This window comes from Lysinibacillus sp. GW821-FHT14F06 (assembly GCF_058803665.1).
On record NZ_JBXAPF010000008.1, the window covers coordinates 96,328 to 110,186 of the forward strand.

Annotated in this window: 11 protein-coding genes; 6 read left to right on the plus strand and 5 right to left on the minus strand. The window is 35.9% G+C overall.

Features of this window, described 5'->3' with window-relative positions; all coding sequences use genetic code 11:
• Positions 1 to 20: 20 nt before the first annotated feature.
• The gene (locus AC1RNS_RS09955) at positions 21 to 1,715 is read right to left on the minus strand and encodes a methyl-accepting chemotaxis protein (RefSeq protein WP_492992292.1); all 1,695 of its coding nucleotides are present in this window, start codon (positions 1,713 to 1,715) and stop codon (positions 21 to 23) included.
• Between the two features lie 288 nt (positions 1,716 to 2,003).
• A complete protein-coding gene (locus AC1RNS_RS09960; RefSeq protein ID WP_492992293.1) occupies positions 2,004 to 3,005 on the minus strand; it encodes a M23 family metallopeptidase in 1,002 nt (333 codons plus the stop codon).
• Between the two features lie 308 nt (positions 3,006 to 3,313).
• On the opposite strand from AC1RNS_RS09960, the gene AC1RNS_RS09965 reads away from it, so the two are divergent.
• The 3 genes from AC1RNS_RS09965 (at position 3,314) to AC1RNS_RS09975 (ending at position 7,983) form a co-directional block, all read left to right on the plus strand.
• On the plus strand, positions 3,314 to 5,209 hold the full coding sequence (locus tag AC1RNS_RS09965; protein WP_492992409.1) for a PrkA family serine protein kinase: 1,896 nt from the start codon (positions 3,314 to 3,316) through the stop codon (positions 5,207 to 5,209).
• 165 nt (positions 5,210 to 5,374) lie between these two features.
• Positions 5,375 to 6,532: a sporulation protein YhbH gene (gene yhbH / locus AC1RNS_RS09970; RefSeq protein ID WP_492992294.1), complete on the plus strand. Its 1,158-nt coding sequence runs from the start codon at positions 5,375 to 5,377 to the stop codon at positions 6,530 to 6,532.
• Between the two features lie 47 nt (positions 6,533 to 6,579).
• Positions 6,580 to 7,983 carry a SpoVR family protein gene (locus AC1RNS_RS09975; RefSeq protein ID WP_492992296.1) on the plus strand — a complete coding sequence of 468 codons (1,404 nt, stop codon included), beginning with the start codon at positions 6,580 to 6,582 and terminating at the stop codon, positions 7,981 to 7,983.
• Positions 7,984 to 8,085: 102 nt separating this feature from the next.
• Here the strand turns inward: AC1RNS_RS09975 and AC1RNS_RS09980 are convergent, their stop codons facing one another.
• Positions 8,086 to 8,451 carry a hypothetical protein gene (locus tag AC1RNS_RS09980; RefSeq protein WP_492992297.1) on the minus strand — a complete coding sequence of 122 codons (366 nt, stop codon included), beginning with the start codon at positions 8,449 to 8,451 and terminating at the stop codon, positions 8,086 to 8,088.
• Positions 8,452 to 8,628: 177 nt separating this feature from the next.
• Here AC1RNS_RS09980 and AC1RNS_RS09985 point away from each other — a divergent pair, with 177 nt between their 5' ends.
• Both AC1RNS_RS09985 and AC1RNS_RS09990 read left to right on the plus strand, forming a co-directional pair.
• Entirely contained in the window at positions 8,629 to 9,507 is an 879-nt protein-coding gene (locus AC1RNS_RS09985) for a radical SAM/SPASM domain-containing protein (protein WP_492992298.1), read from the plus strand.
• 400 nt (positions 9,508 to 9,907) lie between these two features.
• On the plus strand, positions 9,908 to 10,705 hold the full coding sequence (locus tag AC1RNS_RS09990) for a DUF7225 domain-containing protein (protein ID WP_492992300.1): 798 nt from the start codon (positions 9,908 to 9,910) through the stop codon (positions 10,703 to 10,705).
• A 25-nt stretch (positions 10,706 to 10,730) separates the two neighbouring features.
• Here AC1RNS_RS09990 and AC1RNS_RS09995 read toward each other — a convergent pair whose 3' ends face one another.
• Complete coding sequence (locus tag AC1RNS_RS09995; RefSeq protein WP_492992301.1) at positions 10,731 to 11,120, minus strand: helix-turn-helix domain-containing protein; 390 nt, start codon at positions 11,118 to 11,120, stop codon at positions 10,731 to 10,733.
• A 177-nt stretch (positions 11,121 to 11,297) separates the two neighbouring features.
• On the opposite strand from AC1RNS_RS09995, the gene AC1RNS_RS10000 reads away from it, so the two are divergent.
• Positions 11,298 to 11,978, plus strand: coding sequence for a restriction endonuclease subunit S (locus AC1RNS_RS10000; protein WP_492992303.1), 681 nt, complete (start codon positions 11,298 to 11,300; stop codon positions 11,976 to 11,978).
• A gap of 45 nt (positions 11,979 to 12,023) precedes the next feature.
• Here AC1RNS_RS10000 and AC1RNS_RS10005 read toward each other — a convergent pair whose 3' ends face one another.
• The gene (locus tag AC1RNS_RS10005; protein ID WP_492992304.1) at positions 12,024 to 13,697 is read right to left on the minus strand and encodes a ribonuclease J; all 1,674 of its coding nucleotides are present in this window, start codon (positions 13,695 to 13,697) and stop codon (positions 12,024 to 12,026) included.
• Between the last annotated feature and the right edge of the window lie 162 nt (positions 13,698 to 13,859).

The following is a 13,859-nucleotide window of genomic DNA, read 5'->3' on the forward strand; positions in this document are numbered from 1 at the left end:
TTATCAAGAAGTACCAAGTTTTAGATTTTAAATTGTTGTAGCTGACTGTTTAGCTCTTCAGACATACCAGCGAGCTGATTTGCGCTTCTTGAAATTTCCTCCATAGTACTTGCGGTTTCTTCTACGGTTGCTGTTGTTTGCTCCACACCAGCTGCAGATTCTTGGGAAATCGAGGCCATTTCATCGACAGAGGTATTGATGGACTCAGAGCTTTGGGCTAGCTTATTTAAATTTTCTGAAATGACATTAATATTGAGAATCATATCCTCAACCGCACCTGATATCTGTTCAAAGGTTTCATTCGTCTGATTTAATTGGGCTGATCCTTTTTTTACTTCCTCATAGCCTGATTGGAGTGCCGATGTTACATTGCCAGTCTCCCCTTGAATGCGGCTAACGATTGTTGAAATATCTGTCACAGAGAATTGGACTTGCTCAGCCAGCTTACGCACCTCGTCGGCTACCACTGCGAAGCCCTTTCCATGCTCTCCTGCTCGAGCCGCTTCAATGGCAGCATTTAAAGCAAGTAAGTTTGTTTGGTTTGAGATATCATCAATAACAGAAACCAATTTGGAAATTTCTGCTGATTGGTCGTTTAAACTTTCGACTTTTCTTACTGAATTTAAAACAATTTCATTAATCGCATTCATTTGTTGTGTTGATTGGATCATTAATTTTTTACCTGTCGATGTTAAACTTTGAACATGACCTGAATGCTCCTTCAATTCAATTCCTTCTTGTGTTGTGTCATGAATACTGCGTTGGAAGGATGTCATGGTTTCCGCTAAATCACCTGCAGTAGATGCCTGAGTTTCAGTACCAGAGGCAAGCTCCTGCATTGTTACAGTTATTTGCTCTGTTCCCGTTTGAACCTCATTGGCAGATTGAGCAAGCTCCTCGCTACTAGCTGCTACAGTTTCTGAAACAGTATGAATCGAGCTAATCGTTTGCTTTAATTTTTGATTCATTTCATTTGCGGCAAGCATTAATTGACCTATTTCATCTCGTTGATCAACAATAAGTGGATCATGACGAAGATTACCGTCAGCTAGTTCACTCATACGCTCTGAAACAATGGTAATGGGCTTTGAAATTTTACTTGCTGTAATAATGGCAATAACAATGCCAGTAATCGTCAAGACAATACTAGCTATCGTTCCAATTGTTTTATTGCTTGAGCTTGTAGTGACAACTTCATTCCCAACCTTTGTTATAGATTCTGAACGGTTACTTGCTAATTCCTCATAACCGATGCGAACTTCCGTTACAAGATCATTAATAGCTGTTAAATTTTGTAATGCTAATTCCTTGTCGCCTCTTTTATAGACATCAAATACTTGAGTATTTACACGATTACTCCATTCTCGTGCCATTGCTACTAATTTTTCACGCTCTGGTGTATTTTCAAATTTCTCTACAATACTATTGCTTTCCTCAGCAATTTGTCGATATTGATTAAACGTCTCTATGTATTTTTCGTCGCCTGATATAACATAGCTTAAAGCCGAAGATAATCGAACACTCATAGACATGGCTAAATTTTTACTTGCTGTCATAACAATTAAATCTTCGTTTACTAAACCTTTTGCTTGCTTTTCCATCTGAGTATTAGAAGTGTAAGTATAGGTCGTGAAGCAAACAACAAAAACTAACAATAGAAGAAATGCACTTAAGATCCTTGCTTTAAGTGTTTTAAACTGAAGTATCCCTTTCATCTTTCCCATCCTTTTGCTTGTTTAATTTTGAAATACTAGCATATTTTAGTGATGTGTTAACATGTAAATTATTATAGTACAAATATTATTTTATAACTAATTCAATATATAAATAAGTCCTTTTAATGGGAAAATTTAAAATAGTTTTTTAGTACAATAACAAATGAAGGAAAGTCTTGTTGATAGTTAAATGTATATGTTTTCAAAATATTCTTGAAAAAATTTTCCGTTTGTTAAGTATTTATACCTAAAAAGCACTTGCTGCAAATGCATCAAGTGCTACTCAAATTACTGTTTTACCTTTGCCTTTTTGGCTAGTCGTTCCCATTGTAATAATGAAGGATATGGATCAAATGCCCATTCTGTACGTCCATTGAATTTATAGATACCATAATGCAGATGAGGTGGGAATTTTCCCGATGTACCTTCCTTGCCATAGCCAGAGCTTCCAACATAACCGAGAACAGTGCCAGGCTCGACAATATCACCTACTTTAATATCCTTATGATAGCTACCAAGATGGGCATAATAGTGATATGAATTATGATTATCGCGGATGCCTATTCGCCAACCGCCAAATTGGTTCCAGCCTTTTATTTCCACTACACCATACGAAGTAGATACTACAGGAGTTCCGTAGCTTGCGAATATATCAGTTCCTTCATGGATGCGTCGTCCACCCCAGCCTCTGTTATCTCCCCATGTTCCTCGATAACTGTAATTGTAATTTGTAGGGATTGGAAAGGTATGAGCATCAAGTTCAGTTGTTTTAAAATGTCTATACATAGTGGAAATGGCGAAGATTTGATTAACGGCTTCCTCACTTCCATAATAATCCCATAACGCTAATTTAAAATCCTCGTCAGTTGTTCCAAATTTGCTTAAAAAACTTGCCATTGAAAATATGACATCTGCATCGTCTGTTGGACTGGCAACACCATCACCGTTGCCATCTAAACCCATTCCTCCAAAATAACTTATCGTTTCTGGAGAGGTATCTTCTTTTATTGGATTTAAGGCACCTGACCAATATTCATCGGAAAATTGAATGGCGATAAAACCATCTCTTTTGGGTATATCCTTGCGAACCGATTGCAGATTGCGTTCATATTGGTCAATGGCGGCTAAGAAATGCCATGGGATGAGTAATTCATCAAATTGAACATAGTAGGTCATGCGCTGCTGTAAAATTTCTTCTTCTGAGGGTTTTTCATTTGCCAAAGCAATGGTGGGGCTTGTATAACTCCATAATAATATCCATGATAAAAGAAAAATAAAGTGGCGATTCACTAATGGACCTCCTTTCTACCGTTAGAATAACCGAATTTTTTTTCTTCATTCAGCACTTTTTGTGGGAAAAGAAGTGGATTGCTGTAGTACATTACTAAATTAAACTAATACTATGTAGCCTTTTTTAAATAAAAATTCGAGGAAAATGATTGGCATCAGCTTGATTTATTCAGCGTTAACTCCATCCTAGTATGGAGTAAATAATAGAAACAATAAGAAGAAACTTTGGCAAAGAAAAAGTATTGGGTATCATAATGTCATTTACTTCATACTATGTTATAAATCAAGCCCTGAATGGAGGGAAGGCTATCAACATTTTAGATAAAGTGAAAAGCTATCGCGAAGAAGAAAATCGGCTGAAGTGGGAAGGTACATTTGCAGATTATTTGAGCATCATTAAGGAAAGACCTGAAGTTGCACAAACGGCCCATTCACGCGTCTACAATATGATAAAAAGCGCTGGTGTAGAGGAACGCGATGGGCAAAAGATGTACGAATTTTTTGGGCAAGAAATTTTTGGGCTTGAAACAGCAATTGAAAGACTGGTGGAGGAATATTTCCATCCAGCAGCACGAAGATTAGATGTCAGGAAGCGTATTTTGTTATTAATGGGACCTGTAAGTGGAGGAAAATCAACAATCGTGACCCTGTTAAAACGCGGACTTGAGCAATATTCGCGAACAGATGAAGGAGCCGTTTACGCAATTAAGGGATGTCCAATGCATGAAGATCCTCTACATTTGATTCCCCATCATTTGCGAAATGAGTTTTTTGAGGAGTATGGCATAAGAATTGAAGGAAGTTTATCACCTTTAAATTCGATGCGTCTGGAAAAGGAATACGATGGACGTATTGAAAATGTGATGATTGAACGTATAACTTTTTCAGAAGATAAACGTGTAGGCATTGGAACATTTACACCATCAGATCCGAAATCACAGGATATTGCAGATTTAACAGGTAGTATTGATTTCTCCACAATTGGAGAGTTTGGTTCAGAATCAGACCCTCGAGCGTATCGTTTTGATGGAGAACTAAATAAGGCAAATAGAGGTATGATGGAGTTCCAGGAAATGTTAAAGCTTGACGAAAAATTCTTATGGAATTTATTATCTTTAACACAAGAAGGGAATTTTAAAGCAGGTCGATTTGCATTAATTAGTGCTGATGAATTAATCGTAGCCCATACAAATGAAACGGAATATCGTTCATTTATTTCCAATAAAAAAAATGAGGCGTTACATTCACGTATCATTGTTATGCCAATTCCGTATAACTTGAAAGTTAGCCAGGAAGAACATATTTATGAAAAGATGATAAAAGAAAGTGATATGTCTCATGTGCATATTGCGCCACATGCATTAAAGGCCGCAGCAATCTTTTCGGTTCTCACAAGACTCGAAGTACCGAAAAAGCAAGGTGTGGATCTTATAAAAAAAATGCGCCTGTACGACGGAGAAAATGTGGAGGGATTTAATTCCGTTGACTTAGAGGAGCTTAAAAAAGAGTTTCCAAATGAAGGCATGAACGGTATTGATCCACGCTATATTATTAATCGTATTTCTTCTGCTATTATTCGCAAAGAGATACCATCTATTAATGCATTAGATGTCTTACGGGCACTGAAAGATGGATTGGATCAACATGCATCCATTTCTCAAGAGGATCGCGAAAAATACATGAATTACATCGCAGTTGCTCGTCGTGAGTACGATGAAATTGCTAAAAATGAAGTACAAAAGGCCTTTGTCTATTCGTATGAGGAATCGGCAAAAACATTGATGAACAACTACCTCGATAATGTAGAGGCGTTTTGTAATAAAAATAAAATTTTAGATCCTCTAACTGGGGAAGAAATGAATCCTGATGAAAAATTAATGCGCTCAATTGAGGAGCAAATTGGCATTTCGGAAAATGCTAAAAAGGCATTTCGTGAAGAGATTCTTATTCGAATTTCTGCCTATGCAAGAAAAGGTAAACGATTTGACTATAATTCTCATGAGAGATTACGAGAGGCGATTCAAAAGAAATTATTTGCAGACTTAAAGGATGTCGTGAAGATTACAACGTCTTCAAAAATGCCAGATGAATCACAGCTTAAGAAAATTAATGAGGTTGTTGCAAGATTAGTCGATGAGCATGGCTATAATACGGCATCTGCAAATGAATTATTGCAATATGTAGGCAGTCTGTTAAATCGATAAACTAGTTTGATAGGAGTGAATAGGAGTGTCCCATTTTAAGGGCCACTCCTTTTATCTTCATACTGAACAAAACGAACATAATTGATTTCTCGAAAAAAGTTCAAGAAAGAGGATTTCTAGCATAGTATAGAAAAAGCGAATTTGAGCAGATGGGTGAGGATAAAAATGACTGAACACGAAAACAAACGCTATGTCATCTCTCAGGAAAATTGGTCCCTCCATCGTAAAGGGCACCAGGACCAGCAACGTCATATGGAAAAAGTAAAAGATGCGATCAAGAATAATTTACCTGATTTAGTTAGTGAGGAAAGTATTGTCATGTCCAATGGCCGTGATGTTATTAAAATTCCTATTCGTTCACTGGATGAATATAAAATTCGATATAACTATGATAATTCCAAGCATGTTGGGCAAGGACAAGGAGACAGTAATGTGGGGGATGTAGTTGCTCGCGAGCCAGGCAGAGGCAATCAAGCTGCTGGTAAAGGAAAGGAAGCTGGTGATAAGCCAGGTCAAGACTATTATGAGGCCGAAGTAAGCATTGAAGAAGTCCAAAATGTCTTATTTAATGAGCTAGAGCTGCCTAATCTACAACAGAAAGAAAAAGCAGATATTAAAACTGAAAAAATTGAATTTAATGATATTCGGAAAAAAGGTCTGATGGGGAACGTTGATAAAAAACGCACGATTCTAAATGCAATTAAGCGCAATGCGATGCAGGGAAAACCAGAAATAACGCCAATTCATAATGAGGATTTACGTTTTAAAACATGGGATGAGGTTGAGAAGCCTGAATCCAAGGCTGTTGTTCTTGCAATGATGGATACAAGTGGATCGATGGGTTCCTTTGAAAAATATTGTGCAAGAAGCTTCTTCTTCTGGATGACAAAATTTTTACGTTCTAAGTATGAAACAGTGGAAATTGAATTTATTGCCCATCATACAGAGGCAAAAGTGGTAACGGAGGAAGAATTTTTCACGAAGGGAGAAAGTGGAGGCACTATATGTTCGTCAGCCTATATAAAAGCGTTGGAGCTAATTCGAGAAAAGTATAATCCTTCTCGCTATAACATTTATCCAGTGCATTTTTCAGATGGGGAGAACATTTCAATGGATAATGAAAAGTGCTTGAAACTGGTTGGTGAGTTAATGGAAGTTTCGAGTATGTTTGGATATGGCGAAGTGAATCAGCATAATCGTTTTTCTACACTTATGTACACCTACAAAAAGATAGATGATCCAAAATTTAGGTATCATATTTTGAAAAAGAAAAGCGATGTGTATGATGCTTTAAAGAGTTTTTTCAAAAAAAATGAGGAATAAAACAAAAACGTTTCAAGCATATATGTTCAAAGGAGGGGGCAGAAAAAATGGAGATGAATGAGCTGCATCAAGCGATTGATGAAATTACGGAAATTGCCTCAGGCTTTGGCTTAGATTTTTTTCCAATGCGTTATGAAATTTGTCCAGCAGATATAATCTATACCTTCGGCGCATATGGTATGCCTACACGATTTTCACATTGGAGCTTTGGAAAACAATTCCACAAAATGAAGCTTCAATATGATTTAGGACTAAGTCAAATATATGAGCTAGTAATTAATTCGAATCCATGCTATGCATTTTTGCTTGATACAAATACCTTAACGCAAAATAAATTAATTATTGCCCACGTGTTGGCGCATTGTGATTTCTTTAAAAATAATGTACGTTTCTCTAATACTAGAAGAGATATGGTGGAGAGCATGACAGCCACGGCTGAACGGATTGCTGGCTATGAAAGAGACTTTGGCAAGGATGAGGTTGAAAAGTTTTTGGATGCGGTTTTAGCGATTCAGGAGCATATCGATCCATCCATTTTACGTCCAAAGCTATCCTGGGATACAGAGAATGAAATTGAAGAGGAAATTCTCCCCACAAAATCGCCTTATGATGATTTGTGGAATTTAGATAATAAGGAAAAACAATCGAGTCCAATTCGTCGAAGAATAAAGCAATTTCCACCAAAGCCAGAAAAAGATCTACTATTATTTTTAGAAGAGCATAGCCGTGAGCTAGAGGATTGGCAGCGAGATGTGTTGACGATGATGCGAGAAGAGATGCTTTATTTCTGGCCCCAGCTAGAAACAAAAATTATGAATGAGGGTTGGGCTTCCTTTTGGCATCAGCGTATTATGCGGGAGCTTAAACTAACAACAGCTGAAACGATAGAATATGCAAAATTAAATGCGGGCGTAGTGCAGCCTTCAAAGACGTCTATAAACCCTTATTATCTTGGTGTGAAAATATTTGAGGATATTGAAAATCGTTTTAATCATCCAACTGAAGAAATGAAAAAGTTAGGTGTTCAACCTAATTCAGGTAGGGAAAAAATGTTTGAGGTAAGAGAGATAGAATCAGACATATCCTTTATTCGCAACTATTTAACAAAGGATTTAGCGAAACAAGAAGATCTCTATTTATTCCAAAAAAAGGGTAATGAATATCGTATTACAGATAAGGAACATGAGATGGTAAGGGATCAGCTGGTTTCTATGCGTGTAAATGGAGGATTCCCTTATATAGTCGTCAAAAATGGAGATTATCTTCGAAATGGGGAGCTTTATTTAGTGCATGGCTACGAGGGAATGGAGCTAGATCCACACTATTTAGAAAATGTCCTGCCGTATATTTATCAGCTCTGGGGGCGCCCTGTTCATTTAGAAACAAATGTTGATGGTAAACCCGTACTATACTCGTATGATGGTACAAAAAATTATAAACGAAATGTCTGAAATAGAGTCACTGGTTGACGCTCTTTCAAACAAAAAGCTTCTATCATTGTTGGAATGTAATATTCATTCAGATAGAAGCTTTTTATTTTTTAGCATATATACTTATTCAATCTCCTCTTCATTACTTTCAATGTGGTTAGAGGAAGAATGGATATCGCTGTCAATAACTAGACTATCTCTTACTTTTATTCCTTGTTGTCCCCCAGCTTCATCATTATCGTTCCCAGCAATACCGCTTCGACCATTTCCATCGGCGAATTGAGAGTTTACGTTTCTAGTACTGCCATTAATTGCATTTTGACCGCCTTGGTTGGCATTAGTACCAACATCCTTATTGATTTGCCCTCCACCCTCAGCCCTTTGTTCAAAGTGAATATCTGTATTACCAATGTTAAAAGTAAAATTGATGGTAATATGATTTTTGGCTTGATCCTTTGAATTTTCGTTATCACGTTTATGATCAGACATAGTTTTCACTCCCTTCATTTTAGTATCATTAATGTTTTTCTAACTTACTTGTACATGTAGCCATACAATGAATAAAAAACGAAGGATAAGAAAATACTGAAAGCTGCTCTTTATCATATAAATTTGTTAAAATAAATAGGATTTGAATATTTAAAGAACTGGAACGGTGAATCAACTTTGAGAACATTTAAAAAGGTTTATATAGAGATAACAAGTGTCTGTAATTTAGCCTGTAGCTTTTGTCCACCAACTGCCCGCGCAAAGGGCCTGATAAAAGTAGAACAATTTAATAACATACTGGATGAAATACGTCCGCACACAAAATATATTTATTTGCATGTAAAGGGTGAGCCTCTGTTACATCCACGTATTGACCAGCTACTTGATGCTGCACATGCAAAAGGTTTTAAAGTGAATATTACAACAAATGGTACGCTGATTAAAAAGAATCGGGAAAAGCTACTAGGAAAGCCAGCCTTACGTCAAATCAATTTCTCTTTACATAGCTTTGATGGACATGAGGGGTCAGAAAATCGTGAAAAATACTTGGGAGATATCTTAGATTTCGTTCGTGCTGCGCGAGAATACAATACAATTATTTCCTATCGTTTATGGAATTTACAAAAGGATCATATCACTGATGTCGCTGCCCGCAGAAATCGTGAAACACTGGAAATTCTTGAGAACGAATATAGTCTGGACTATCGCATTGAAGAAAAAGTGCAGCCTGGTAAAGGTGTAAAAATTGCACCTAATATTTATTTAAATCAGGATCATGAATTCAGGTGGCCAAGCTTACTTGCCCCTGAGGATGAAGGCAAAGGTTTTTGCCATGCTCTTCGAAGTCAAGCAGCTATTTTAGTGGATGGTACTGTTGTGCCATGCTGTCTAGATGGTGAGGGTGTCATTAATTTAGGAAATGTGCATGAGAAATCCTTTGGTGAAATTGTAGAAGGAGAGCGTGCAAATAATATTGTAGATGGTTTTTCAAGAAGAGAAGCGGTCGAGGAGCTTTGTAGAAAATGCGGCTATCGTCAAAAGTTTGGTATGGAATAAAATCTTTAAAATGCAAGCTGAAGAAGATTTCCGTTCGGCTAAAAGTAAATCCTTGGTGTTTGTTTTGTCGAATACATAAGGAAATCTTTGTTTTGAGGTTGGAGATTGCTGAATTAATAATATGTCCATGATTGATTTATATTTGTGCTAGGTAGAAGGCTTTTTCTATTTAATAGTATTCGTCATAGCTTGCTTTCCTATGGGTGTGCGATGAGCCGCTGCTATTCCATTTTGATATAAACCTTTATTATTTAGGCTTCGTTATTTCATTGACATAATATTTTTTACAACATTAAATTCATTTGGCTTTAGCTAAATGGATTTTTTTATATGGACAAAATAAGGGTATGCCTTTTGATAAAATAAAGAGGATTTAGAAAAAAAGGAGGCAATCTTGGCTATGACCATCTATGAGCAAATTAAAGAATTATTGGCGGATAAAGTGAATCAAATCGTAACAACTGCACAAGTAAAAGAAGAGTTACAACGAAAGTTCAATACAAATCCAGGAAGTGTTATTTTATCGGACTATTGTTACAATCGGTATAACAAAGGAATTCTTTTCCAAAAGCATTTATTTCAATACATTACAAAAAGCACATACAAATACATAGGAGAAAATTTTGCATATACTGGCCTTATATTTCATAAGCCACAAAAACAGAATGGTGAACTAATTGTTGGAGAGTGGCGAAACGGTGTAAAGGTTCTATATGATAAACCTATTAACATTGATACTACACCTGAGTCATTAAATATTATTAGTACTAGTCAAATCGTTAAATTATATGAGGATTATAACGAGATACTAAAGTATGAAATGAGTCTCCTTGGCTGTAAACCTACAGAATTACGTCATTTAATTGGACGAATTGGTGAATTTTTATGTGCAATCGTTACGAAGGGCAGTCTTTCTAAACAGACGAATCAACATGGGTTTGATGTCATCAGTAATGGAAAAAAAATTAGTGTAAAAACGACAGCACAAAGCACAGGTTTTATTACCTTAAATCAGAATACATTTAACGCATTTGATGAAATTTTTGTTGTGCAATACAGTAATGATGATTTTAATACTATTTATTATGGACCTAAGGAGCCAATACAAAATATTGCTAGAAAGTATGAAAATAAATATGAGGTAGATATTAATCGCATTAAGGCAGTGTATCAAGAAAATTCAAAAAAGAATTTGTAACCTTATTGTTAAAACAGCCCCAATGTTATTGACCATTGGAGCTGTTTTTCTTTGATTGTGAATCAATCGTATCTAAAAAATCCTTCGTAATGCGTACTACGTATTTTACCTCGTTTAAATTACGCTCCCTTAATAATGAACGATGTATATCAAGCATGAGGTTCTTTTCTTCGATATCAGTAACGCCAGATAATTTTTGAAAATTAAAAAGTTCCTCAGGGGCAATATCTAACGCTTTCATTAGTGTTTCTAAAGTACTCAATGTAATATTCGATTGCCCATGTTCAATATTTGAAACTCTACCTTTGCTAAAACCTAATTTTCCCGTTCTTTCTGCTACTTCTTCCTGACTAAGTCCTTTGGATACTCTAATAATACGGAGTTGTTCACCTACTAGCTTTAAAAAGTCTGACATATGAATCACCTCTATGTAAAAAGCTAGTGAAAAACCTTAAAAATGCATATACTATTATAGTGGTATAATAGAGATAAAGTTACGTTAAAATGGTACAATTGATAAAAGGAAACTCTATTAAGGCAAGTGGTATGTGAAAAATGAGTTTCAATGTATGTTAGATTGGAGGATTCAAGCATGGTTAAATGTTATCGATTAGATGAGGTAGCTATAATAGAGACTGGTGAAATAGTACCGAAGAAGAAATATTTCTCCAAAAGAGGGTATCCCTTCATTTCTGCTAAATACTTAAAGCAGCTAATACTAGATGGTAAAATGGATGAAATACCAAAAATTAATTGTACATATGAAAAATATTTTAAGTGTACAACAGTACCCGCAAAAACTATCATACTTACGAAGGCTAATTTAAATGCTAGCAATAAACATGTGTATCAGTGTGAAGATGAAGTATGGATTGCCCATGATCTCGTAGCGATTATTCCAGATGAAAGGATTATTTTAAGCGATTATTTATACCATTTTCTAAACTGGTATCAAGCAAATAAAGAATGGTACCATCTATATCAAATTTCCCTCAATGTTCCAATAATAGAGGTTCAGTATGGTATGGTACAAATTTTAAATACAGTGCAGCATATAATAAAAAATAAAGAATTTCTATTGACAAAAATAGATGGACTACCACAGTATTTTCATCATCTTACCTCGCCTATAGAAGGGCACGTAAAAAATGTATATCATGGTTTTAATCAGGGGCAGCATCTTTACAATCTTTTGTTATATAAAATTTTTAAGGGCGAATTAATCAAGGATATACAGGGGACAGATTTCTTTAAAACATTAAGCATTCAGTAAGGTAATTGAGTGGGTGCGAGAGAAGGCGAACCCTCGCACCGACTTTTATATATCAATAATAATAGGTAGTATCATTGGTTTTCTTTTTGTTTGTGTAAAAAGATATTGGCCAACAGCGCGTTTAATTTCTCTTTTTAAGACATGAATTTGCTGTCTACTTTCTTCCTGTAGTTCATTAACTGTTTCTTTCACAAGAAAATTTACTTTTGTCAAAAGCTCCTCAAAATTCTTCGCATAAACAAAACCTCGTGAAATGGTATCAGGTTCTGAAATAAATGTTCCATCAGTCTTACTAAGTGTTAAAACGATGACTAACATACCATCTTCTGAAAGCTGTTTACGATCACGTAGGACAATACCCTCTACTTCACCTATACCTATGCCGTCTACATACGTGTCTCCAGATGGAATTTTTCGAGTTTGCCTAGCCATTGTATTTTCAATATCAACAACATCTCCATTTTTCATAATAAAGGTATGTCCTCTTTTGACACCAACAGATTCTGCAAGTAAGCGATGCTGGTGTAACATTCGGAACTCCCCATGAATGGGAATGAAAAATTTTGGCTTCATTAAAGTGAGCATTAACTTTAAATCCTCCTGATAGCCATGTCCTGAAACATGCATGCCTGTATGGCTGGAGGAGCCATAAATAACCTTTGCACCAAGCTGAAATAAATTATCGACAATGCGTGAAACACCCTTCTCATTTCCTGGGATAGGGGATGAAGCTAAAATAACGGTGTCATCAGGTAAGATTTTCACCTCGCGATGATTACCATTTGCTAGTCGTGATAGAGCTGCTAATGGCTCCCCTTGACTACCAGTACATAGCACAACTACTTCCTCAGGAGAGAGATATTTTACTTCCCGTGCGTCGATTAACATATCCTCTGGTATGTTTAAATAGCCTCGCTCAAGTGCTACGTCCACCACATTCACCATACTGCGGCCTAGCAATGCAAGCTTTCTATCCGTAGCGATAGTAGCATTGACAATTTGTTGAATACGATTCACATTTGAGGCAAACGTTGAAATAATAATTTTTCGCTCGGCATGTAAAAATGCTTCTTCAATATGATCACCGACAAGCCTTTCTGATGGTGTTAACCCAGGTCTTTCTGCATTAGTACTTTCAGAAATAAGTGCCAATACGCCATTTGTGCCGATTTCAGCCATCTTATGAATATCTGCAAACTGATTATTGACAGGTGTTAAATCAAATTTAAAATCACCAGTGTGTACTATATTGCCTTCAGGAGTATGGAAAACGATTCCTAGACAATCAGGTATACTGTGATTTGTTCGGAAGAAACTAACATCAACTTGTCCAAAGTTTAATGATGAATCAGAGTGGATTTCTATTAAATCAGTTTCTCGTAAAAGCTTATGCTCTTTTAGCTTTAATTCGATTAATCCAAGCGTAAATCGTGTAGCATAAATAGGAACATTTGCCTTTTTTAGAAAGTAAGGAATTCCACCTATATGATCCTCATGTCCATGAGTCACAATTAATGCTTTAATTTTTTCTTTATTCTCCTGTAAATACGTAATATCAGGGATGATTAAATCAATTCCCAGCAAGCTTTCATCTGGAAACTTTGCACCACAGTCAATGATCAGTATATCGTCTCCATATTGTACTACATACATATTTTTACCAATCTCATTAATGCCACCTAAAGCAAAAATAGATAATATATTGTTTTTTATGGACAAGCGAATCCCTCCCAATTCTTTTTGTTGCTTCAGCATTATGTAGTATAGCTATAAGCGTTTCATCCTATACGAAACACAATTTGAGGGACTAACTTTTATCCGATTATTAATATTAGATTTTTAAGAAGAATAGAATAGAACAACGAACAGAATAAAGGAGAT